This is a genomic window from Pseudomonas paraversuta (assembly GCF_904067025.1).
Classification (GTDB): Bacteria; Pseudomonadota; Gammaproteobacteria; order Pseudomonadales; family Pseudomonadaceae; genus Aquipseudomonas; species Aquipseudomonas paraversuta.
Window position 1 is genome coordinate 1,361,221 of record NZ_CAJFDA010000001.1, and the last position, 22,448, is coordinate 1,383,668.

Here is a 22,448-nt window from a genome sequence, read left to right on the forward strand (position 1 = left end):
CTCCGTCATGACTGGCAACCTGCTCAATATTCCCTGCACCACCCTCAGTGGCGAGCAAAAGACTCTGGCGGACTTCCCGGGCAAGGCAGTGCTGGTGGTCAATACCGCCAGCAAGTGCGGATTCACCCCGCAGTACAAAGGGCTTGAAGCCTTGTGGCAGCAATACAGGGATCAAGGGTTGGTGATTCTCGGCTTCCCCTGTAATCAGTTCGGCAAGCAGGAACCCGGTGACGCCGCCGCCATCGCCGAGTTTTGTGAACTGAACTTCGGGGTGACCTTCCCGCTGTTCAAGAAGATCGAGGTCAATGGCAGTCAGGCGCACCCATTGTTTGCAGCGCTTAAAAAAACGGCGCCAGGACTGCTGGGGACCGAAAGGATCAAGTGGAACTTCACCAAGTTCTTGATTGGCCCGGACGGCAGCGTCAAGCGTTACGCCCCGACCACCAAACCCGAAGCACTCAGGGCGGATATTGAAGCGCTGCTGCAATAAGCCGCCACAGACTCACGCCCGCGACTCTTGCCGCGGTTCAGCGCGGCGCCTGCTTGTGCATTGCTCAGGTTTTTAGCGGCACCCAGGTGTCGAGCAGGGCTTCGAGCTCTTCGCGGCGGAAGGGTTTGGCCAGGTAGTCGTTCATCCCCGCCGCGCGGCAGCGCTCACGCTCTTCGGGCATGGCATTGGCAGTCAGGGCGACAATTGGCAGCTCTGGCCAGCGGCCACTCTGACGAATTTGCCGGGTGGCTTCGTAACCATCCATGACGGGCATGTTGCAGTCCATCAGTACCAGATCGAAGTTGTTGCGCTCCAGCTGGCTCAGCGCCTCACCACCATGGGCCGCAATCACCACGTCACAGCCAAGTTTGCCGAGCATACCCTTGGCCACCAGCTGGTTGACCGGGTTGTCCTCAACCAGCAGCACTTGAGCGCGGTGCAGAACGAAGGATCTTCTGGAGTGAGTGCTCGGGTGGCTGCCGCCTTCTTTTTGCAGCAACTGCTGCAAGGTCTGATACAGCGCGTGCCGTGATAAAGGCCGGGCTTTTTGTTGCAGGGGAGCCAGGGCGTTGACCTGGTCGCCGGGCATGAAGTTGCCATAGGCGGTGACCAGTAAAATCGGGGTGCTGATGGTGGGGCGCAGGCCGAACAGGCACTCTGGGCAGTCCGTAATCAGCAGGTCCGGATTAGCGCCCGCCAGTGAGTCGTCGAGCGAGTAACGCTGGTAATCCAGGCCCCATAAAGGCAAAAAACTGCTCAATAGTTCAGTCAGACCGCTGCCCGCAGGGCTCACGGCAATTACCCGGCCAGACAAGGGCATGGGCTTGATGGCGGGAGTGTGGCAGGGCAGAGGCAGCTCGGCACAGAACTGGCTGCCGAAACCGATTTGCGAGCTGATGGTCAGTCGGCCGTGCATGACTTCACACAGGCTGCGGGTCAATGCCAGGCCCAGGCCGGTACCGCCAAACTGGCGGGTAATACCGGCCCCGGCCTGGGTAAAGGGTTTGAATATGCGTGTCTGCGCTTCGTGGGCGATGCCGATGCCCGTGTCACGCACCTCGATCCGTACCTGGTCGTTGTGCGCGCTAAGGCGTACATCAACGCGCCCGAACCGGGTGAACTTGAGGGCATTGGACAGCAGGTTGCTGACAATCTGCCGCACCCGGGTTGGATCCCCCATCACCAATGCCGGGAAGTGCGGATCAATCAGGCAGGTCAGCTCTACGCTGGGCGCCGCGTTCTGAGACAGCAGGTTGGCGGTGTCTTCGGTCAGGGTGCCGAGATCGAAAGCAATATGTTCAAGTTCCAGTTTCCCGGCGTCGAATTTTGACAGGTCGAGAATGTCGTTCAGCAGTTCGACCAGAACCTTGCCCGAGTCGTGGGCTATTGAAAGCTGCTGCAGTTGCTCGGCGTTCAGCGGGCTGTCCAGACACAGTTCCAGCATGCCCAGCAGGCCATTGAGGGGCGTGCGTATTTCGTGGCTCATGTTGGCCAGAAACGCCGACCGCGCCTGAGCCATTTTCAGTGCCGTGCTGCGGGCTGCCTCCAGTTCTTGATTGGATTGACTGAGGCGCGAATTGATTGCTTCAAGTTCCTGGGTGCGGGCCTTGACCATGTCTTCAAGCTGGGACGAATACTCGGTCAGGCGATTTTCTGCATTGCGCCGCTGCTCGATTTCCCGGGCTACGGCGTCAAATTGCTGATTGGCAGCGTTGACCAATACACCGATTTCGTCGTCTTCATGTCCGCGCGGGCACTCGATGCGCGATGGCTTGGGATTACCGGGTTTGCTTCTGCTGAGCTCGCCAATAACCCGTACCAGCGGCTTGGTCAGCATCACATAAAACAGTCCCAGCAGAATAAAGGTCAGCAGCAGGCTTCTGGCAAAACCACTGAGCAGTGTGAGCTCGGCACGGTGCAGGAATCGACTGCCAAACGGGTAGGTATCCACCTCAAGGTGAAGCACCCCCACGCTTTGCTCGGGCAAGTGGTTGAAGTACAGACGATCGTCGAAGGTGCGCATGGAGCCGAACAGGAAATCACTCAATGCCCGGTAGCGGCCGTTATCGGGCTGCTCGCGGCCATTGGCCAGCATATTTTTGTCGTTATCGCTGATTTGCACCCCGGTAATGGCCGGCGCGCGCATCAGGCCCATCACTAGCTCTTGTGCGAGTTCTGAGTCCAGGTTGTAGGCAATACGTGAGGCCGGGTTATGGCTGATATCCAGGAGGGATTCGATTTCACGATTGATGGCTGCGTTTTCACTGGCATAATCCATACCGATTTGCAGCAGACTGAGCATTGTCCCCAGGACAAAGCCGACCAGCACTGTCAGCCTGGCCTGTTTGTAAGACAGGCGATGGGTAAGTTTTATGTCCATGGGTGCAGCACCTGATTCCATTTCCCTTCGGCGGGCAAGAATAATCGATTAGTCGGTTAACAGGCAGGTATAGCTGCAGTATTTACAGGCAGGTTGTATCAATCACCTCATGGACGGGCGCTGCGCGCGGTCCATGTCAATGCGCTATCACTGTGTATCAGTCTGAGGAGATGTTGTGGATTCTAAACTGTATGCCTTTCTAGAGCGGGCCGAAGCGGTCCTGGCGCGTCTTGAACCGTTGCTGCCTGCGCAGCGCGAGCCGATTGAGTGGGGCGACTGCCTGGCAGCCCGCTGGCAACGCGAAGGCCGTTCGGGTTATCTGATGCCGCTGCAAGTCAGTCTTGAGATGCGTCTTACGGATCTGATCGGAGTTGATACCCAGCGCGATCAACTGGGCCGCAATACTAAACAATTTCTCGATGGCTTTCCGGCCAACCATGCGTTGCTGTGGGGCTCGCGCGGCACGGGCAAGTCTTCGATCATTCGGGCCTTGCTGGCCGAGTACGCGCAGTCCGGGTTGCGCTTGATTGAAATCGAACGTGATCACCTGGCCGATCTGCCACGAGTGGTGGAGCAGTTACAGGGTCAAAAGCAGCGTTTTATCCTGTTTTGCGATGACCTGTCTTTCGACGCCGGTGAAGGCGATTTCCGGGTTCTGAAAAGTGTGCTCGACGGCTCGCTGGAGCAAGCCCCGGACAACGTCTTGCTGTATGCCACCTCGAACCGCCGGCATTTGGTGTCCGAAAAAGAAAGCGACAACGAAAACTGGAAGAACGTCGACGGTGAGCTTCATCCCAGCGAAGCGGTGGAGGACAAGATTGCATTGTCTGATCGCTTCGGCCTGTGGTTGTCGTTCTACCCGTTTACCCAGGAGCACTTTCTCAACGTGGTCGAGCACTGGATTGAGGTACTGGCCGGCAAGGCCGGTCTGAAGTGGCAGCGTGACGAAGCGCTGGATATTCTGGCCGTGCGCTGGGCGACCGGGCGTGGCAACCGTAATGGCCGGTGTGCTTATCAATTTGCACGTTACTGGGTTGGATTGAAATTGCTGGAGCAAAACAATGATTGATTTGAATGCCACAGGCGCCGGTCTGGATGGCTATGGTTTGCTGCGGGCCCAGTTGGAGTCCTTGCTGGCGGATGAGCGCGATTTTATTGCCAACGCCGCGCAGTTTTCGGCTTTTTTGTACCATCAATTAGATGACCTGAACTGGGCCGGTTTTTACCTTAATCGTAATGAAGAGCTGGTGCTGGGGCCTTTTCAGGGGCAGATCGCGTGTGTCCGCATTCCTTTTGGCCGGGGCGTCTGTGGCGCCGCTGCGGCTAGCAGACAGACCCAGCGGGTTGAGGATGTACATGCTTTCCCGGGGCATATTGCCTGTGACAGTGCTTCCAACAGCGAACTGGTGGTGCCTTTGATCAAGGACGGGCGCCTGATCGGCGTGCTGGATCTGGACAGCCCGAGCGTCGGCAGGTTTTCCGAGCAGGATCAGCAAGGTATTGAGGCACTGGCTGCGATCTTCCTGCGTTTGAGTGAGTGCTGATAGCTCCTGATTGTTAGGGGCCGTGGTGCTTCGACTCGGGCTGGTCAGGCTGTAGCGGCTCCAGGCACGGCCGGGCGTATAGCAACATGCTCGCACCCAAACCGCGGGCCCACTGGTGATTCACGTGGGGCCGCGGTGACGTTCGGCTCAGGTGCCGGCAGGGTGGGTGCATTCAGGCGTGTTTGGCCAGTTCGTTGATCAATGTTACCTCCAGTGCTTCCATGGCCTGCTGCACGGCACTACGGCGAGACTCCAGAGTTGCAAGGCTGGCTTGCTCCAGCGCATCGCAGCGTTTGATCAGGATGTCGGCACTCACAATGCGCGCTGCGCCCTTGATCCGGTGTGCTATGACGAAAAAAGGTTGCAGGCCGTTGTCGACGCGCAGTTCAAGCAGTGTCTTGAGATCCTGCCGATTGCTGCGCAGCAGCTCTTCGAGCAGCATTCTGATTCGCGCGTTGTCCTGTCCTGACAGTGCGTAAAAGCTCTCAATATTGAGATTGGGTGCCCTCGCGGATGGGGCTGCGGGTTCGATCGCGGCCAGGCGTTGACCCAACAGTCTCAGGCTGATGGGTTTGAACAAACAATCGTCCATCCCGGCCTGCTTGCAACGCAGTCGCTCTTCGGGCTGGGCATTGGCGGTGAAGCCCAGAACCGTACAGCGGCTGTGTCGGGATGCCTGCTCATGCTGACGAATCGCCCGGGTCAAATCGTAGCCGTTCATGACCGGCATGTTGCAGTCAGCGATAACCAGATCAAACCTCGATTGTTTCCAGGCTTTTAACCCCTCAGCTCCGTTTTTTTCACTGGTAAAGCGATGCCCCAGAAATCCCAGTTGCTGGCACAGCAACAGGCGATTGGCAGGGTGGTCGTCCACCACCAGTACATTGAGCTGGGTGGTCGCGGGGTGGATTTGCGATTCTTCGGCGGTGGGCGGCGTACAGGGCTCCAGCGCAGGCAATCTGAGGGTTATTTGAATTTGCGTGCCTACGTTGGGCTGACTGCTCAGGCTAAGGGTACCGCCCATCATTTCGCACAAACTACGACAGATCACCAGACCCAGGCCGGTGCCGTTGATCGCCAGTTTTGCGCTGTTTTGCCCCTGGGCGAAGGGCTCGAACAGGCGCTCCTGATCCTGTTGGCTGATACCTATGCCGGTGTCCCGGACCCGCAACTGCAGATCAACATGGTGCGGGGTGTCGCTCGCCAGCAAGTGCAGTTCGAGGTTTACCAGGCCGCGCTCGGTGAACTTGATGGCGTTGCTGATCAGATTGGTCATGATTTGCTTGAAGCGCAGCGGATCGATCATGACATCAGGCGCCCGGCCTTCGGGTTTGAAAGTCAGTGACAGGTGCAGGGATTTCTGTCTGGCCAGGCCGTCAAATACCCGGATCACCGAGCTGGCCAGATCCCGCAGATTGACCCGCTCTGGAGTCAGGCTCATTCGACCGGATTCGATGCGGGCGATATCGAGAATGTCGCCGATCAACTCCAGCAGGTCTTTGGCCGAATGATAGGCGACCTCTATTGAGGGGCGGTCGAGATGACCCTGGTCAGCGCGTTTCAAGGTCAGCTCAAGCATGCCGATGACTGCATTCATCGGGGTGCGGATCTCATGGCTCATGGTTGCCAGAAATGTGCTTTTGGCCCGGTTGGCGTCTTCGGCCAGGTCTTTGGCGGTGCGCAGTTCCTCCAGCAGCTGGCGGCGATCGCTGATGTCGATCCAGCCGCCGATGATGCCCTGCACTTCGCCCAGGGCATCGCGATAGGGAAGAATCCAGTGGTAGATGGTGAGGGTTTTATCGCCTGCCTGCAGTGGCCGGTCGACGATAAGCGGGGTGCCTTCCGTCATGACCCGCAGACAGTCGGCCTGATAATCATGGGCTTCGTGTTCATCACGCATAAGGCTGCAGGTTTGCATCAGCGTTTGTCCGATGGCCTCTTCGCGCCGGGTTGAAAAAGCGTCCAGGTAGCTGTCATTGCAGGTTCGCAGAACCCCGTCGCGATCTTGCATATAAATCGGATGTGGCGTGCCATTGACCAGAACCATCAGGAACTCGAACTGATCACTGAGTGCCTGCTCGGTCATTTTCCGTTGCCGGATCTGCCGGCGCATGCAGGCGTTCCAGATCAGCAACAGCAACAGCAAAAGGCTGGCGCCAATGATGATCTGGTAAATCAGGCGATGGTAAGGGTGCCAGTAGCTCTCCGGCGCCGGGGCATGCCCACCCCAGCGGCTGTGGATAATGCCCAGTTCTTCGGGCGCAATGCCGAGCAATGCCTTGTTGAGGATAGAGCCCAGTTCTGTGGCATCCCTGGAGGTGGCCAGGGAAAACGTGGCGGGCCGGGTTCCCAGGGAGGCGCTGATCTGCAACCGGTTGTGGAGCAATTTTGAAGACAGCCAGTAGTTGGCAATGGCCAGCGAGTTGACCGCCCCCTGTACTTTTCCCGCGGCCAGGAGTTCGGTTGCCTGATAAATGTCATCGGTGTTGACCAGAACTATTTGCGGATGCTCGGTACGCAAATAGTCAGTCAGGGGGTTGCCCAGGGGCAGGGCCAGTTTTTTGCCTGCCAGTTGATCAAGACTTGCAGGTTTGCCGGAACCCTTTGCGGTGAGCAACACGAATGAGTTCTCAAAATAGGGCCGACTGAAACTCAGCGAGCTTTCTCGGGAAGCAGAGGGACTGATGGCGGCAATGATGTCGGTTTCATGCCTGTTGATCATCTGGATCATGGTCCCGAAGCTGCGTGCACGCTGTATCTCGAAAGTCAGCCCGGTACGCAGGCGAACGATCTCCAGCAAGTCGGCAGTAATGCCTCTGAAGTTTCCGTCCGGGTCAAAAAATGTCAGCGGCGCCAGGGTTTCATTGACCACCACTTTGACTACCGGGTGCTGGCTCAGCCACTGCTCTTCGCGCTCGGTCAGTTGCAGTTTTTGACTGGCCAGCAAACTATTGCTGCCGGCGTTCCAGCGCCTGGCAATACTATCGCGCTCACTGCCGGGCACGGCTTGCAGGGTAGTGTTGATCATCTCCAGCAGTTGCCGATTGTCCCGGTGTACGGCAAAGCTGAAGCCATGGGGTTGCGGCTTGCCGAAGTTGGCCATTTTAATGTTCTTCAGATGACCCTTGCTGATCATGTAATGCGCCGAGACCGTGTCCCCCAGAAATACATCTGTCTGCCCGAAAGCCACCGAGTTGATGGCGTTCTGAGTGGACGGATAGGAATGGATGATGGCCTTGGGGTAGAGCGCCTTGACCTCATCCAGAGGCAGGTAGTGGTGCACTAGGCTCAGGCGCAAACCGGCAAGGTCCCGGGGCAGAGAACGGCTGTCTCCCTCGCGGGTCACCAGGACCGGCTGGTCAATTGCATAGGGAGTGGACAGCAGCAGTTGCGGGTTGTCGGCTTCAAAGCCGTTTGAAGTACCAAGCAGGTCGATGCTGCCTTCTTCAAGTGCCTTGATGGCTGCGAGTCTGGAGTGGAATCGCTGGACTTTGATGGGGAGGTCAAGGGCACTGGCCAGAATTCCCAGGTAATCGGCGGTCAGGCCTTCATAGTCCCGGGCACTGGCGGTGAGGTCGAACGGTGGATAGTCAGGGGCCGAACTGCCGACCCGTAACTCGCGCTTGCCCTGGAGCCAGGAGCGCTGCTGTTGATCCAGAGCAACCACCATGGGGTAGGTTCCGGAACGGCTGAGCAGCACATGGCTCTCTGCCCGGGCTGTGGCGCTGAACAGGAGGGTATCCAGGAGCAGGCCTGCGATCAATGACAGGTACTTGTTTAACCATGAGGGCATTGAGTTCTTCATACCAAAGCGTTGCGTTTAGCCATTTCGATAAGGTTGATCATTGAGCTGACTTGCAGTTTTTGCATGAGCCGTTTTTTGTAAGTGCTCACGGTCTTGTTACTAAGAAACATGTCTGTGGCTATTTGCTTGTTTGTTTTTCCCTGGGCAAAGAGTTTCAGGACCATGAGTTCGCGGTCGTTGACAAGTTTGAACAGTTGCATTTCGGATGAGTCACCGTTTTCGTACTTTTCTGAACTCAATGCCTGGCCGGGGAAGTAGTGGTAGCCGGAAAATACAGCTTTGATGGCACTGACAAGTTCGCTCAGGTCTTCTTGTTTGCATACATACCCGGCTGCACCTGAATGCATGCAGCGCATGGCAAAAAGTGCAGGGGGCTGGGCCGTCAAAACCAGGGTTTTAACCCGTGTGTTCATTGTGTTGAAGCGCGCCAGCACTTCAAGACCATCGAGCTTTGGAATGCTGATATCGAGAATGACCAGGTCCGGCATGGACTCGCGGATCATCTGCATTGCATCTACACCATTATCGGTTTCCCCGACTATTTCATAACCCTCATGCTCTAACAGCATGCGGATGGCAAGTCGGATCACAGGATGGTCGTCAACAATGAATACGGTGTTCATAAGAAACCCCACAAAGTACGGTATAGAATAGGCGCACCTTAGCTTAGTTATATGGGGTGATATACGATTGGGTAGGCCAGTAAGGGTAGTATGGGAATAGTCCTACATTAAATAAGGCAGGGGTTAAGGGTTTACTTGGAAAGTTGGAGAAGGTGAGCGATGTAGGCAAAGGTTTACTTGAAATAGCGTCTGGGTTTTATCGAATTTTCTTTTGTGTAAAGTGAATTTTCCTACAGTTTTTTTCTGTTTTTATACAGGGGTAGTTGAAGGGGGGTGGGAGTTCCGGGTGGCGACAAGTGTCCGCGTTTGATTCAGCTCGGCACAGGCCGGAAACACGGCGGCCCGCCCTTTTTACAAGGGCGGGCCGTGGTCAGGTCGGGCTGGAGCGCCCGGTCATTTCCCGGGCCATCTCGGTGGCATAGCTATCGGTCATCCCGGCAATAAAGTCGATGATCCGCATAAACGCACGATGCAACGGCCATTGCGGATGGGGGGCGTTATTCCCCAGCAGGTCGAGGATCCGGCGACTCTTGAACGACGGGGTTCGTCCGCCATACTGCTCCAGTGCTGCGCCACAAAAGGCGTTCAGCAGAATTTCGAGCGTGGTGTAGGCGCCGATTTCATGCAGGGTTTTGCGTTTGTCCTGGAAGATCTTCTTGCGCGCCATGTCCTTGGCATCCAGTACACAGCGCTTGGCCGGACCGTGCATGTGCTCCACCAGATCCCCGGGCAGGGTGCCGGCCAGCAGTTGTTCTTGCTGCTCAACGAATGCCAGTGCAGCAGCGTTGGTCAGGTGCTCGATGGCTTTGCCGCGCAGAATCGCCAGCTTGCGCCGTTGGGAGTCCTGGGGGCCGAGCAGGCGATAGGTTTGCGGCAGGTCATCGCCCACCAGCCCCAGTAACAAGGATTCAACTTCGTCATACTGCAGAAGATCCATCTCCAGGCCATCTTCAAGGTCGATCAGTGCGTAGCAGATGTCATCGGCCGCCTCCATCAGGTACACCAGCGGATGCCGCGCCCAGCGCTGGTCTTCGATTTGTGGCAGGCCGAGCTTGTGGGCAATGTTTTCGAGCAGGTGCAGTTCACTTTGATAGCAGCCGAACTTGTGCTTCTTGTAGCCCAAAGCGTCCGCATGGCGTGCGGTCCAGGGGTATTTGAGGAAGGTGCCAAGGGTGGCGTAGGTCAGGCGGGTACCGCCATCGAACTGGTGGTATTCAAGTTGCGTAAGCACCCTGAAGCCTTGCGCATTACCTTCAAAACTCAGGAAATCATTGCGCTCGGCATCGCTCATGTCGTTCAGCCAGCCCCGGTCTGCTGCCTGTTGAAACCAGTTGCGAATGGCGTCTTCACCCGAGTGGCCAAAGGGCGGGTTACCAATGTCATGGGCCAGACAGGCGGACTGAACGACCATGCCCAGGTCGGCCGGATCGCACCATTCGGGCAGCGCGCTACGGATCGTTTCACCAACCCGCATACCCAGTGAGCGTCCCACGCAACTGACTTCAAGTGAGTGGGTGAGGCGGGTATGGATATGATCGTTACTGTTGACCGGATGGACCTGGGTTTTGCGTCCCAAACGACGGAATGCGCCAGAAAATATGATCCGGTCATGATCTTTATGGAAAGGGCTGCGCCCGAGTTCTTCGGGGCTGTGGTGGGGTTTTCCGAGGCGTTCGCGGTTAAGCAGGGTTTGCCAATCCAAGGCGCAGTGCTCCGTCAGTGACTGAGGCCCCAGCTTCTCGCTTCACACAGGATGGTGCAAGCCGCAGATGGTTCCATGCATGTCCAGGGCATTATCGGTGTTGCCCCCATGTGCAGGAACGAGGCAAGCCCGCTCCTGCACATGGCCCGTCAAGGCTTGCGCGACGAGGCTGCCTGGATGACCATTTTGATCAGTGGCAACAGGCCTGTGGTCAGACCGATCCAGCGTGATGTTCCATCGCTGCCTTTGCTTTTTGCACTTCTGCCCGTCAGAAAGCCGAGTACGCTGACAAGCCCCACGGCCCACAGCGAGCCGTGCTTTATCCCCAGGTTTTCTTGCCAGTTGCTGGCCATGCCGCGCACTTTTTGCAGTGGTTGCAGCAGTTGTTGCGATTCGTGACGAATCTCCTGGCGGTGCATTTCCATCCGCAGACGGATCAACAGTTTGCGCATCTCGCGCCGTGAGGCGTTTTGTGGCATTTCAGGATGGCTCATGGCATCAATCGCTCACGGTCTTTGGCCAGCTCTTCCAGCGTGGCGTTGAAAGGAGAAGACTCATCGAACACCGCCGCTTTAAGGCGCACGCCGCAGAACGCCGCCGCCAGCGCATAAAACACGCAGAGCCCGATAATGCCGCTCAGGCGATAACTGTCCCAGAGCAATATCAACACCAGCGCCGACAGACCGATCAGCAACAACAGGGCGAACACCAGTGCCAGCCCGGCAAATAACAACAGGCTGACCGTGCGCGCTTTCTGCTCTTGCAGTTCGATGCCCAGCAACTCGACATGGCTATGCAACAGACCCAGAACCGCGGCACCCAAGCGCCGCGGTGTGGAACGGGAGGAGCCGGATTCTTCAGTTGTCATATCAGCGCCGGGTGGCCAGCAGGCCAATCAGAAAGCCCACGCCCGCCGCGATGCCAACGGACTGCCAAGGGTTGGACTGAACATAATCTTCGGTGGCCACTACGGCAGCCTGGCCACGCTCCTGTAACGACTCCTTGGTATCAGCAAGCGATTCGCGGGCCTTGAGCAGGCTGTCCTGGATTTTGGCGCGTACTTCCTCAGCGCCGTCGCCGGCCAGAGTCGCAGAGTGCTCCAGCAATCTTTCCGTGTCGTTGACCAGGGCCTGGAAATCGGCCAACAGGATTTCTTGAGCATTCTTTGCTTTTATGCGGGCCATGGGTAACTCCGTTAGTGGCTTGTTGATGGTTCGAGTGTAGGCATTCGGTGAAGGTTCACTGCATTTCTCTGACACCTTGTGGGATTGCCCAACCTGAATGCCAGAGATATCCCGCTGAGCGATTTAAAACCTTACCTCAATTTATTCATTTTCGCGGGGGAAACCAGACCCTTCCCGCGGCTCTGTACTTTCAAAGCAGCCTTCAAGCAAGTGATAGCGGTTATGCCGCACTTCATCCACCCGGCGCTGTACGGTTTTTTCTGACAGCCCCAGCATGATCAGGGCATGGGAGGCGAGCATCAGGCTCGACTCCAGCAATTCAGGTACCACTTCAGTTGCCCCGGCGGCCTTGAGCTCGGCGAGCTTACTGTCGTCGCGGGTTCTGACCAGAATGGGCACGTCCAGGGTAATGAGCCGGGCCTCCTCGAGCACGCTCATGGCCACGTCCGTGCTATCCACCGCGATAACCAGCAGGCGTGCCCGGTCCAGGCCGATAGCGCGCAGCAAATCACCCCGACGGGCATCGCCGTAGTGCACGCTGCTGTTTCCTTTGGCCGCTTCCTGAATCCGCTCCGGGTCGTAGTCCAGAGCCACGAAGTGTTTGTTCTCGTTGCGCAGAAAACGCCCGATGGACTGGCCAACACGACCGTAACCGCACATCACCACATGGCCATGCAGCTCGGCACTTTGCGCGGCGATTTGTTCCAGCTCGGCTTCTTCATTGGACTTGCGGTGCAGGGCCGCGGCAATTTTAGGTGCGGCCCGCAGCAGCAGGGGAGTCAGCAGCATCGAACAGAAAGTGGCGGCCAGCAGGTAAGCGGCGATATCTGGCGGGATCAGCGAGTTGAGTTGCATCTGGGCCATCAGGGCAAAGCAGAACTCACCGCCCTGGGCCAGCGCCAGGCCACTGCGCCAGGCCGTTTCGCCATCGCTGCCGCGCAGCTTGACCAGGGTCGCGACGACAATGCCTTTGATCAGCATCAAGGCCAGGGTCAGGCCGAGAATCAGAAAGCCGTCGTGAACGAACAGTTGCAGATCGATCAGCATGCCGATACTGACGAAGAACAGCCCCAGCAAGATGTCGCGGAATGGCCGGATGTCGGCTTCAATCTGATGCCGGTAGTGGCTTTCCCCCAGCAACATGCCGGCCAGGAAGGCCCCCAGCGCAGGCGACAAACCGAGCAGGTGGGTCAGCCAGGCGGTCAGTAATACGATCACCAGTGCCAGCAGCACGAACAGTTCGGCCGATCGGGAAGCAGCAACTTCGTGAAACAGGCGCGGCAGTACGAAGCGACTGGCAAACAGCAGGCCAACAAACAAAATAACGGTTTTGCCCAAGGTGACCGGCAATGCCCAATACCAGGCCTGGTCGCTGCTGCCGGCAAATACCGGTACCAAGGTCAACAACAGCACCGCGACCACATCCTGAAACAGCAGCACGCCAATGGCGTTTTGCCCGTGGCGACTGAAAATTTCGCCCAGGCTGGTCAGTTCCTTGCTCACGATGGCCGTGGATGACAGAGAGAGGCCTGCGCCCAGCAAGAATGCGGTGTTGGCGCTCATCCCGAACGCATACAGCAAGCCGCCCAGAGCCGCGGTGCTCACCAGTACCTGCAGGCTGCCCAGGCCAAACACCACGCGGCGCAACTTGAGCATCTTGGGCAGTGAGAACTCCAGCCCCAGCGAGAACAATAAAAACACCACCCCCAACTCTGCCAGATCAGGCAGGTCCGGGCTGTCATTGACCCAGTCCAGTGCCGTCGGGCCCACCAGCAGGCCGACAGATAAATAACCCAGCACGGGGGGTAGTTGCAGGCGCCGGAACAGCGCGATCACCACCAGGGATGAGGCAAGGATGATTAACAAATTGGCGAACACGAAAGTCTTCCTTGTCAGTTCGAGTAAAAAAGTCGCGAGCATCCAGCAAACGAGCAGTGCCGGCGCTGATGTACATCATTCTTTGCTGCCAACCCCGCAAGGGGCCAGGTTCTTTGCCATTGCTGGTCTAGGGTAGTCGCAAGCAGCGGTATAGAGCGATTGTATTCTTCTGCCCGGAGGGGGGCGGCCCGCAAACCCAGCGCGCTAGCAAGCGCCTCGACGTCTTGGGGCAAGGCTCTTAAACTGGACGCTTATTCAAACAAGGTCATTATTTATGCCTCCCGAATGTCAACTGTTCGGCACCCTTGGCTGCCACTTGTGTGAACTGGCCGAGGCTGAACTGATGCCTTTGGTCGAACATGGATTGCTGGTGGAGCTGGTGGATATCGCAGAAAGTGAAGCGCTGTTTGAGGCTTATGGCTTGCGCATTCCGGTACTGCGTCGGGTCGATACGGGCGAAGAGTTGAGTTGGCCATTTGATACGGCCCAAGTGGTGAATTTTCTCCAATAGCCCTGGGCGGTTGCTGTGCGCGATAATCACCGGCTGCATTTACCGTCCGAGTTATCTATGTCGACCCAGCCTTTCAACGCCGCCGAGCACCAAGCCAGCACTTTGTACCTGCCTGCCGGTAGCTGGCTGACCGTGCTCGATTGTTTGTGCGAGCACTTTCGCGCCATCAGCCGCGAGCAATGGCTTGATCGCATCGCCCGCGGCCGGGTGCTGGATGCTGACGGTGCGCCGATCAGTGCGCAGTTGCGCTACAAGGAAGGCCTGCGCATTCACTACTTTCGCGAAGTGCCCAACGAGACTCCGATCCCGGTGCAGGAAACCATCCTGTATGCCGACGAGCATTTGGTGGTGGCGGACAAACCGCATTTCCTGCCGGTCACGCCGGCGGGCGAATACGTTGAGCAAACCTTGCTGCGACGCTTGATTCGTACCCTGGGCAATCCGCACCTGGTCCCGCTGCACCGCATCGACCGGCACACGGCTGGCCTGGTGCTGTTCTCGGCCAATCCAGAAAGCCGGTCTGCTTATCAATCGTTATTTCCCACGCGCAAGATCGAAAAACGCTACGAAGCGATTGCCAAAGCCCTGCCTGACCTTGAGTTGCCACTGGTGCACAAAAGCCGGTTGGTGGCGGGCGAGCCGTTTTTCCGCATGCAAGAAGGCCCGGGTGCCAGCAACACCGAGACCCGGGTCGAGGTGTGTGAGAAAAACGCCGATTTGTGGCGATATGCGCTGTATCCGGTGACGGGCAAGAAGCATCAGTTACGGGTGCATATGGCGGCGCTGGGGGCGGGGATATGCAATGACCCGTTCTATCCGGATGTGCTCAAGGATGCACTTGATGACTATGCCAATCCGTTGAAGTTACTGGCCCACAGCCTGCGTTTCGCTGACCCGTTGACGGGGCAGGAGCGCTACTTTGAAAGCCGGATTCATCTGGACTGGTAAACCTCCCCCGCAGGCAGCCCCAGAAACAACAAAACCCGCACCAGGCGGGTTTTGTTTTGATGCGAGGCTTACAACTCTTTAACGGTACGAATCTGGTCTTTGTTGATGCGGGTTTCTTTACCGTCCAATTGTTTGAACTGGTAGAAGCCTGAATCTTCATCGTACTTTGGCGTGTCGATTGCCTGGATTTCACGACCGTCGTTGAGCGTGATCACTGTTGGCGAGGCGCAGCCGGCAAGGGCGGCCATGCCAGCAGCGAGCATGAGGGCGGCGAGAGTCCGATGAGTCATTGTGGTTCTCCAACAAATTAAAGTGCTGTTATAGATCTATCTGTCCCTGAGACGTATACAACGTCCGCAAGTTCCCTGGCTAGGGGCACAAGTGCAGCATGCCCGGTCAATCCAGTAGGTCAGGGGTGTTGAAATTGCTAAGCCGGGGGTCATTCTCTGCGCATTGCCAGGCACGGGCATTGAGCTGGAGCATGATTTTACGCGGGCTGCGCTCTCCCGCGAGCCATGCCTGCTCGAAAGCCTCAGCCAGTGCCGTCGGGATCACACAGAACAGCGGCTCCCAGTGTTCGCCGTGGTGCACCATACAGGGTTGCTCCGGATATTGGCGGGCGGCGTTGAGCAGGGCGCAGAGCAAGTCACTGTCGACCCTGGGGGCGTCACAGGGCAACACCAGCAGGTGCGAGTGCCGGGCAACAGCCAGCCCGGCGCGGATACCCGCCAATGGCCCGGCAAAATCCTCATTGCCGTCACTGACCAGCACGTCTGCATAGTCTGCATACAGTTCGCGGTTGCGGTTGCAGGAAATGATCAGGTCATCGGTCAGCGGCCGCGCCACGCGCTGGGCGTGGGCGATCAGCGGCAGGCCCTGCCACATGAGCAGGCCTTTGTCCTGCCCGCCCATACGCTGGCCACGGCCCCCCGCCAGCAACAGAATGGAGCATTGAAACTCGCTCATGGATGGACTCCGCGCAACCAGGCAAAAGAAGCGCTGTGATATAACACCGGGCTGTTTCTCCTACAACTGGACCTCGTCTATGAAAGCCAAGGTTGATGTGCCTTTCGTGCCTTTGAACATCGCTGTTCTGACTGTCAGTGATACCCGTACTCTCGAAACCGACACCTCAGGCCAGGTCTTTGTCGACCGCCTGAGCGAGGCCGGGCATCAACTGGCGGCCCGGGTGCTGCTTAAGGATGACCTGTATAAAATCCGTGCCCAGGTCGCGACCTGGATTGCCGATGACAGCGTGCAAGTGGTGCTGATTACCGGGGGCACCGGTTTTACTGCCCGTGACAGCACGCCAGAAGCGGTGAGCTGTTTGCTGGACAAGCAAGTCGATGGTTTCGGCGAGTTGTTCCGGCAGATCTCGGTGGCCGATATCGGCACCTCGACCGTGCAGTCCCGGGCCCTGGCCGGCCTGGCCAATGGCACGCTGGTGTGCTGCCTGCCGGGCTCGACCAACGCAGTGCGCACCGGTTGGGACGGGATTCTGGCCGAGCAACTGGACTCGCGTCACCGCCCATGTAACTTCGTGGCCCATTTAAAGCAGGCGCCGGCCTGTGAAACCCGTGGATAAGCCGGGTCGCACCGGCGAGCTGATGCCCGTCGAAATCGCCCTGGCGCGATTGCTGGCGTTGGCCGAAGCAGCTCCAATTCGCGACACTGAATCGCTCGCGCTAGCGGCCTGCGAAGGCCGGGTGCTGGCCCGGGATCTGATCTCCACCCTCGATCTGCCGCCATGGCCCAACAGTGCCATGGACGGTTACGCGCTGAACCTGGCCGACTGGTCCGGCATGCCGCTGCCGGTCAGCCAGCGAATTTTTGCCGGTCAGGCCCCCGAACCTTTGGCGGCGGGTACCTGTGCGCGGATCTTCACCGGTGCACCCGTGCCCGCAGGTGCCGATTGCGTCGAAATGCAGGAAAACGCTCAGGTCCAGGCTGATGGCCGGGTAGTGTTCACTGAAGCTTTGCACGCGGGTCAGAATATTCGCCCCCAGGGGCAGGAAACCACTGTCGGGGAGACCGTGCTTGCCGCGGGCACTCGTTTGGGCCCGATCGAACAGGGGCTGGCGGCGTCTTTGGGGTGTGCCGCGCTGGATGTGATCAGGCGGGTCAGGGTTGCGGTGTTGTCCACCGGCGATGAACTGATCGAGCCGGGCCAGGCATTGGGCCCGGGGCAAATCTACAACAGCAATCGCGTATTGCTGTGCAGCTGGCTGACGCGCCTGGGGTGTGAAGTGGTCGATGCCGGGATCTTGCCCGACGACTTGCCGGCAACCCGTCAGCGCCTGGCAGAGCTGGGGGCGGTGGACCTGATTCTGTCCACCGGAGGCGTATCCGTCGGCGAGGCTGACTTCCTGGGTATTGCGCTGCGCGAAGAAGGTGAACTGGCGTTGTGGAAGCTGGCAATCAAGCCGGGGAAGCCTCTGACCTGCGGGCATTTTCGGGGTGTACCGGTGATTGGCCTGCCGGGCAATCCGGCATCGACCCTGGTGACCTTTGCACTGCTGGCGCGGCCTTACATCCTGCGCCGCCAGGGCGTACAGGCCGTCGAGCCGTTAAAGTTCCAGGTGCCGGCCGGGTTCGTCTGGCCCAAGGCGGGTAATCGCCGTGAGTACCTGCGTGGCCGGCTGGAGCAGGGGCGGGCGGTGATCTACAAAAACCAGAGTTCGGGTGTTTTGCGCAGTGCAGCCTGGGCCGAAGGGCTGGTGGAAGTGCTTGAAGGGCGAACCCTGGTTGAAGGTGACCTGGCAGGCTTCATCCCGTTAAGCGAAGTGTTGGGTTAAATCCCCGAAGACCTGCAGGCGCGAGCTTTTTATCGAGCTCATATTGAGTAGTGAGTTCGGTATTCTTCAGAAGCTTGCTCCTGCAAAACGCTTACCGTGCCACAGGCACCCGGCCATAAATGTCGCTCAGGCGCACTATGTCGTCTTCCCCCACGTACTCACCGCTCTGCACCTCAATCATCACCAGATCAACCGCCCCGGGGTTGACCAGGCGGTGGGCTCTGCCAGGTTTGATAAAGGTCGATTCGTTACTGTTGAGCTCAAACTGACGGTCGCCATTGGTGACCTGGGCGATGCCGCTCACCACAATCCAGTGTTCGCTGCGTAGCCGATGCATTTGCAGGGACAGCGCACCTTGCGGTTTGACCACGATACGTTTGATTTTCAGCCCCGGTCCTTCTTCGAGCACCGTATAGGTGCCCCAGGGGCGGGTGACGGTGCGGTGCAGGCGATAGGCGTCGTGGCCCTGAAGCTTGAGCGCCTGGGCGATGTATTTAACATCCTGGCTACGCTTGGCATCAGCGACCAGCAAGGCGTCAGGGGTATCAATGATGATCAGGTCGTTGAGCCCGACCCCGCCGACCAGACGTGTGGGCGAGTTGATATAGCAGTTGTGCACATCGTGCAGAACGCTTTCACCATTGCACTGGTTGCCGTTGGCATCCGCCGGGCTCAGCTCACGCACCGCCTGCCATGAGCCGATATCGCTCCAGCCCAATTGACAGGGAACCACCGCCACTTTTGTTGAACGTTCCATCAGCGCGTAGTCGATGGAAATATCGGGTGCCAGGACGAAGGTGCGACTGTCCAGCTCAAGGTGCAGATCCTGTTGCCCCTCAAACGCCTGACTGTGTTCAAGGCAGTGGCTCACTGCCGTCAGCACCTGTGGCGCGTACTCCTGGAGTTCACGCAGCAGGCTGTCGACCCGCATGCAGAACATGCCGCTATTCCACAGGTGCTGGCCGCCGTCCAGAAATTGCCGGGCCGTGATGGCATCGGGCTTCTCAACAAATTGCGCCACCTGGAACCCGTCACCGTTCAGCGCCGGGCCTTTTTCTATATAGCCAAAGCCGGTTTCTGCCTTGCTCGGGCGGATGCCGAAAGTCACCAGCCAGCCCTGGTCGGCCAATCGCCGTGCGCTGTCGACGGCGTCGGCAAAGGCGGCCAGATCGGTGATCAGGTGGTCGGCCGGCAACACCAGCAGTTGCGCGTCCTCGCCGTAGCGTCGAGCTACGTGTAATGCGGCAGCAGCAATGGCCGGGGCGGTATTGCGTCCCACGGGCTCAAGAATGAAATCCAGAGCCACGGCGCCATCGTTCAGTGGGCGATAGTCATCAAGGGTGCGGAAAAACACCTCGCGACTGGTCACCGTCAGCAAGCGGTTGACGTCTGCCAGGCCAGTTGCCCGATGGAAGGTCTTTTGCAGCAGGCTCTCGCCGTCGGGCAGGCGCATAAAGGGTTTGGGCATGGACTCACGGGACACTGGCCAAAGCCGGGTGCCAGCGCCTCCGGCGATGATGCAGGGAATGAGTGTGCTCATTCAGAAGGCCTCTGGCGTCAATGGGCTGCTTTGGGCGGTGGAGTTTGACCGGTTCTGCGCGATTGATCGACTGGTTGACGACAATAGTGCGGTATCGGGCAAATAAGTCGTGGCAGCATGGGTCTTTTCGGTTCGGCTGCTGTCCAAAAATTCAGACCGCTTTTGTCGAGGGAGATAGAGATGAGTGCAGGTAAGGCATTTTTGATTTTGCACGGTAAGCAAGCGCTCAACGAAGACGTGCGGGCTGCGGTGGAGCAACGGCGCGCCATGGGCTGGGAGCTGACAGTACGCCTGACATGGGAGGCCGGGGATGCCCAGCGGCTTGTGCACGAGGCTCTGGAGGCGGGCTATGACCAGATCATCGCGGGCGGTGGCGATGGCACCTTGCGCGATATTTGCGAGGCCCTGGCATTGGCCGATACCGAGGCCGGTCTGGTGCTGTTGCCGTTGGGCACTGCCAATGACTTTGCCCGGGCTGCCGGTATCCCGCTGCAACCCGATGAAGCCCTGGCCTTGCTGGACGTCCCCGCCCAGGCCATCGATCTGGGGGAGGTGGGTGGCCAGATATTCTTGAACATGGCCACGGGCGGCTTTGGCAGCCAGGTTACGGCCAATACCTCGGAAGACCTGAAAAAGGTGCTGGGCGGGGCGGCCTATCTGTTTACCGGGCTGACGCGTTTCACCGAACTGCACGCCGCGTATGCCGAGCTGCAAGGGCCGGACTTTCACTGGCAGGGTAATTTGCTGGCGCTGGGGATCGGCAACGGTCGCCAGGCCGGTGGCGGGCAGGAGCTGTGCCCACAGGCCCTGGTCGATGACGGTTTGCTGGATATCAGCATTCTGCCTGCACCCCAGGAAGTGGTCAGCACCTTGAAAGAGTTGATGGCCGGCGGCTGGAGCCTGGATAACCTGTTTGTCCGGGCGCGTGTGCCCTGGGTTGAAATCAAGGCGGCCGAGGGGCTTTCAATGAATCTGGATGGCGAGCCGCTGGAGGGTGATGCCATGCGCTTTGAAGTACGCAAGGGCGCGTTGAAGGTGCATTTGCCAGAAAACTCTCCACTGCTCAGCACGTCGACCCCAATTGATCCCGCGCAACTGCAGGAGGGATGACAGCAGCAACTGCCAGTCATAAAGAATCAGCCAGGCCGGCCGATAACCCCGGGCATCAAGCCCTTACGCCCAGGAGTTATTCATGGCCGGCATTCTCGACACGGTAGACCAGCGGACTCAGTTAGTGGGTGAAAACCGGCTGGAACTTCTCATGTTTCGCCTGGCGGGCCGGCAACTGTTCGCGATCAACGTGTTCAAGGTGCAAGAAGTCCTCCAACTGCCCAAATTGACCCTCATGCCGCACCGTCATCCTCATGTGTGCGGTGTGGTCAACCTGCGCGGCAAAACCCTGCCGGTGATCGATCTGTCCCGGGCGATCGGCATGCGCCCGGTGGTGCCGGGCCCCGACAGCACGATCATCGTCACCGAGTACAACCGTTCAGTTCAGGCGTTCCTGGTGGGCAGCGTGGACCGTATCGTCAATATGAACTGGGAGGCCATTCTGCCGCCGCCGGGCAGTGCCGGGCGCCAGCATTACCTGACCGCGATCAGCAAAGTCGATGAACAGCTGGTGGAGATTATCGACGTGGAAAAAGTGCTGGCCGAGATCGTCCCGTACAACGCCCGGGTCTCGCGCGAAAAACTGGCAGATCCGCTGCTGGAGCAGGCCCGTGGTCGTGAAGTGCTGCTGGTGGATGACTCCAGTGTGGCGGTGGCGCAATTGCGTGAAACGCTGTCGCAGTTGGGGCTCAAAATGCATGTTGCCAGCGATGGCCTCAAGGCCTTGAACATGCTCAAGGGATGGGCGGACACAGGCCAGGTCATGACGGACAAGTTGCTGATGATTTTTACCGATGCCGAAATGCCGGAAATGGACGGTTATCGCCTGACCACCGAAATTCGTAACGACCCGCGTTTGCGCAGCCTGTACGTGGTGTTGCACACCTCGTTGTCGGGGAGCTTCAACGAGTCGATGGTGAAGAAGGTCGGCTGCGACAACTTTCTCTCCAAGTTCCAGCCGGACAAGCTGGTGGATGTGGTGCGTCAACGCTTGATGCTGGAGCAAGTGCCGGCGTAACTTCGGGGGAAAAACTGATTTTTGCTCGTATACTTTGGCTTTTTAACTCTCTCGAGGCAGGCCAATGTTGCGTCTAAGCGCGCTTTATCGTTTTCCGCTGAAATCCGCCAAGGGCGAAAGCCTGCCCCAGGCCCGTCTGGACCGGCTGGGCCTGGTTGGTGATCGACGCTGGATGCTGGTCGATGAAGCGAGCGGCAGGTTCCTGACCCAGCGTGCCGACCCTGTAATGAGCCAGCTGTCGGCACTGTGGAACGCCGCCGGCGGTTTGACCCTGAGTGCCCGGGATTTTGACCCGCTGGACGTGAAGGTGCCGGATGCCGAGTCGAATCTGCGGGGTGTCACCATCTGGCGTGACACTTTGCGGGTGCCGGATGCGGGCGACGCTGCCGCTGACTGGCTAAGCCGCTTTGTCGAGAAGCCGGTACGGCTGGTGCATGTTCCGCTGGAGCGTGCACGCACCACTGAAGCGGGCTATGGCCGTGATGATGACAAAGTGGCGTTTGCCGATGGCTACCCGCTGTTGCTGATAGGTCAGGCGTCGCTGGATGATCTTGGCGCCAGGGTCGGTCGCGAACTGGACATGCTGCGTTTTCGGCCAAACCTGGTGATTGAGGGCAGCGAAGCCTTTGCCGAAGACGGCTGGAAGCGTATCCGCATTGGTGATACCGAGTTTCGTGTGGTCAAGTCCTGCTCGCGTTGCATCCTCACGACGGTTGATCCGCACACCGGTGTGCGTGATGAACAGCGCGAGCCGCTGGCCACCTTAATGACTTATCGCAAGCAGGCAGAAGGGACTATGTTCGGTCAGAACCTGGTGAATGACGGTAACGGTGTGCTTGAAGTCGGCATGCCGGTAACCATTCTGGAGTAAACCCTTACCCTGTAGGAGCGAGCTTGCTCGCGAGCTTTTAACAGCTCGC

Annotated in this window: 21 protein-coding genes; 10 read left to right on the forward strand and 11 right to left on the reverse strand. The window is 58.4% G+C overall.

What is annotated here, in order from left to right:
* Window positions 1-7: 7 nt before the first annotated feature.
* Window positions 8-490: a glutathione peroxidase gene (locus JQ848_RS06540; protein ID WP_010656828.1), complete on the forward strand. Its 483-nt coding sequence runs from the start codon at window positions 8-10 to the stop codon at window positions 488-490.
* 64 nt (window positions 491-554) lie between these two features.
* On the opposite strand, the gene JQ848_RS06545 is transcribed toward JQ848_RS06540, so the two are convergent.
* On the reverse strand, window positions 555-2,870 hold the full coding sequence (locus tag JQ848_RS06545; RefSeq protein WP_202210373.1) for a response regulator: 2,316 nt from the start codon (window positions 2,868-2,870) through the stop codon (window positions 555-557).
* A gap of 175 nt (window positions 2,871-3,045) precedes the next feature.
* Here JQ848_RS06545 and JQ848_RS06550 point away from each other — a divergent pair, with 175 nt between their 5' ends.
* Together JQ848_RS06550 and JQ848_RS06555 are read left to right on the forward strand one after the other, a co-directional pair.
* Window positions 3,046-3,939 (forward strand): ATP-binding protein, encoded by an 894-nt coding sequence (locus JQ848_RS06550; RefSeq protein WP_003446582.1) that lies wholly within the window; start codon window positions 3,046-3,048, stop codon window positions 3,937-3,939.
* Entirely contained in the window at window positions 3,932-4,414 is a 483-nt protein-coding gene (locus tag JQ848_RS06555; RefSeq protein ID WP_010656826.1) for a GAF domain-containing protein, read from the forward strand. Before JQ848_RS06550 ends, JQ848_RS06555 begins: the two co-directional genes overlap by 8 nt.
* A gap of 172 nt (window positions 4,415-4,586) precedes the next feature.
* On the opposite strand, the gene JQ848_RS06560 is transcribed toward JQ848_RS06555, so the two are convergent.
* The 7 genes from JQ848_RS06560 to JQ848_RS06590 all read right to left on the reverse strand — a co-directional run bounded on the left by JQ848_RS06560 (window position 4,587) and on the right by JQ848_RS06590 (window position 13,606).
* On the reverse strand, window positions 4,587-8,207 hold the full coding sequence (locus JQ848_RS06560) for a transporter substrate-binding domain-containing protein (RefSeq protein ID WP_202210374.1): 3,621 nt from the start codon (window positions 8,205-8,207) through the stop codon (window positions 4,587-4,589).
* 8 nt (window positions 8,208-8,215) lie between these two features.
* The gene (locus JQ848_RS06565) at window positions 8,216-8,842 is read right to left on the reverse strand and encodes a response regulator transcription factor (RefSeq protein ID WP_003446589.1); all 627 of its coding nucleotides are present in this window, start codon (window positions 8,840-8,842) and stop codon (window positions 8,216-8,218) included.
* Window positions 8,843-9,212: 370 nt separating this feature from the next.
* Window positions 9,213-10,544: a deoxyguanosinetriphosphate triphosphohydrolase gene (locus JQ848_RS06570; RefSeq protein WP_003446591.1), complete on the reverse strand. Its 1,332-nt coding sequence runs from the start codon at window positions 10,542-10,544 to the stop codon at window positions 9,213-9,215.
* 149 nt (window positions 10,545-10,693) lie between these two features.
* The gene (locus JQ848_RS06575; RefSeq protein ID WP_003446593.1) at window positions 10,694-11,038 is read right to left on the reverse strand and encodes a hypothetical protein; all 345 of its coding nucleotides are present in this window, start codon (window positions 11,036-11,038) and stop codon (window positions 10,694-10,696) included.
* Window positions 11,035-11,412: a phage holin family protein gene (locus tag JQ848_RS06580; RefSeq protein WP_003446595.1), complete on the reverse strand. Its 378-nt coding sequence runs from the start codon at window positions 11,410-11,412 to the stop codon at window positions 11,035-11,037. The genes JQ848_RS06575 and JQ848_RS06580 overlap by 4 nt, the downstream gene beginning before the upstream one ends.
* A gap of 1 nt (window position 11,413) precedes the next feature.
* The gene (locus tag JQ848_RS06585; RefSeq protein WP_003446596.1) at window positions 11,414-11,728 is read right to left on the reverse strand and encodes an ElaB/YgaM/YqjD family protein; all 315 of its coding nucleotides are present in this window, start codon (window positions 11,726-11,728) and stop codon (window positions 11,414-11,416) included.
* A gap of 141 nt (window positions 11,729-11,869) precedes the next feature.
* Window positions 11,870-13,606 carry a cation:proton antiporter gene (locus JQ848_RS06590; RefSeq protein WP_003446598.1) on the reverse strand — a complete coding sequence of 579 codons (1,737 nt, stop codon included), beginning with the start codon at window positions 13,604-13,606 and terminating at the stop codon, window positions 11,870-11,872.
* A gap of 274 nt (window positions 13,607-13,880) precedes the next feature.
* Between JQ848_RS06590 and JQ848_RS06595 the strand changes: the two genes are divergently transcribed.
* On the forward strand, window positions 13,881-14,117 hold the full coding sequence (locus tag JQ848_RS06595; protein ID WP_003446600.1) for a glutaredoxin family protein: 237 nt from the start codon (window positions 13,881-13,883) through the stop codon (window positions 14,115-14,117).
* 57 nt (window positions 14,118-14,174) lie between these two features.
* Window positions 14,175-15,065 carry a pseudouridine synthase gene (locus tag JQ848_RS06600; RefSeq protein ID WP_127195840.1) on the forward strand — a complete coding sequence of 297 codons (891 nt, stop codon included), beginning with the start codon at window positions 14,175-14,177 and terminating at the stop codon, window positions 15,063-15,065.
* A gap of 68 nt (window positions 15,066-15,133) precedes the next feature.
* Here the strand turns inward: JQ848_RS06600 and JQ848_RS06605 are convergent, their stop codons facing one another.
* Window positions 15,134-15,355, reverse strand: coding sequence for a YgdI/YgdR family lipoprotein (locus tag JQ848_RS06605; protein WP_003446602.1), 222 nt, complete (start codon window positions 15,353-15,355; stop codon window positions 15,134-15,136).
* 106 nt (window positions 15,356-15,461) lie between these two features.
* Entirely contained in the window at window positions 15,462-16,031 is a 570-nt protein-coding gene (gene mobA / locus JQ848_RS06610) for a molybdenum cofactor guanylyltransferase MobA (RefSeq protein WP_202210375.1), read from the reverse strand.
* A 79-nt stretch (window positions 16,032-16,110) separates the two neighbouring features.
* Here mobA and moaB point away from each other — a divergent pair, with 79 nt between their 5' ends.
* Entirely contained in the window at window positions 16,111-16,650 is a 540-nt protein-coding gene (moaB, locus tag JQ848_RS06615; protein WP_003446604.1) for a molybdenum cofactor biosynthesis protein B, read from the forward strand.
* The gene (locus tag JQ848_RS06620; RefSeq protein ID WP_202210376.1) at window positions 16,634-17,860 is read left to right on the forward strand and encodes a molybdopterin molybdotransferase MoeA; all 1,227 of its coding nucleotides are present in this window, start codon (window positions 16,634-16,636) and stop codon (window positions 17,858-17,860) included. The genes moaB and JQ848_RS06620 overlap by 17 nt, the downstream gene beginning before the upstream one ends.
* Before the next feature lie 91 nt (window positions 17,861-17,951).
* Here JQ848_RS06620 and JQ848_RS06625 read toward each other — a convergent pair whose 3' ends face one another.
* Complete coding sequence (locus tag JQ848_RS06625; protein ID WP_202210377.1) at window positions 17,952-19,400, reverse strand: mannose-1-phosphate guanylyltransferase/mannose-6-phosphate isomerase; 1,449 nt, start codon at window positions 19,398-19,400, stop codon at window positions 17,952-17,954.
* A gap of 180 nt (window positions 19,401-19,580) precedes the next feature.
* Here JQ848_RS06625 and yegS point away from each other — a divergent pair, with 180 nt between their 5' ends.
* The 3 genes from yegS to JQ848_RS06640 all read left to right on the forward strand — a co-directional run bounded on the left by yegS (window position 19,581) and on the right by JQ848_RS06640 (window position 22,399).
* Entirely contained in the window at window positions 19,581-20,510 is a 930-nt protein-coding gene (gene yegS, locus JQ848_RS06630; RefSeq protein ID WP_003446607.1) for a lipid kinase YegS, read from the forward strand.
* A gap of 82 nt (window positions 20,511-20,592) precedes the next feature.
* Complete coding sequence (locus JQ848_RS06635) at window positions 20,593-21,528, forward strand: chemotaxis protein CheV (protein ID WP_127195843.1); 936 nt, start codon at window positions 20,593-20,595, stop codon at window positions 21,526-21,528.
* 64 nt (window positions 21,529-21,592) lie between these two features.
* On the forward strand, window positions 21,593-22,399 hold the full coding sequence (locus tag JQ848_RS06640) for an MOSC domain-containing protein (protein ID WP_202210378.1): 807 nt from the start codon (window positions 21,593-21,595) through the stop codon (window positions 22,397-22,399).
* The last annotated feature ends 49 nt before the right edge of the window (window positions 22,400-22,448 follow it).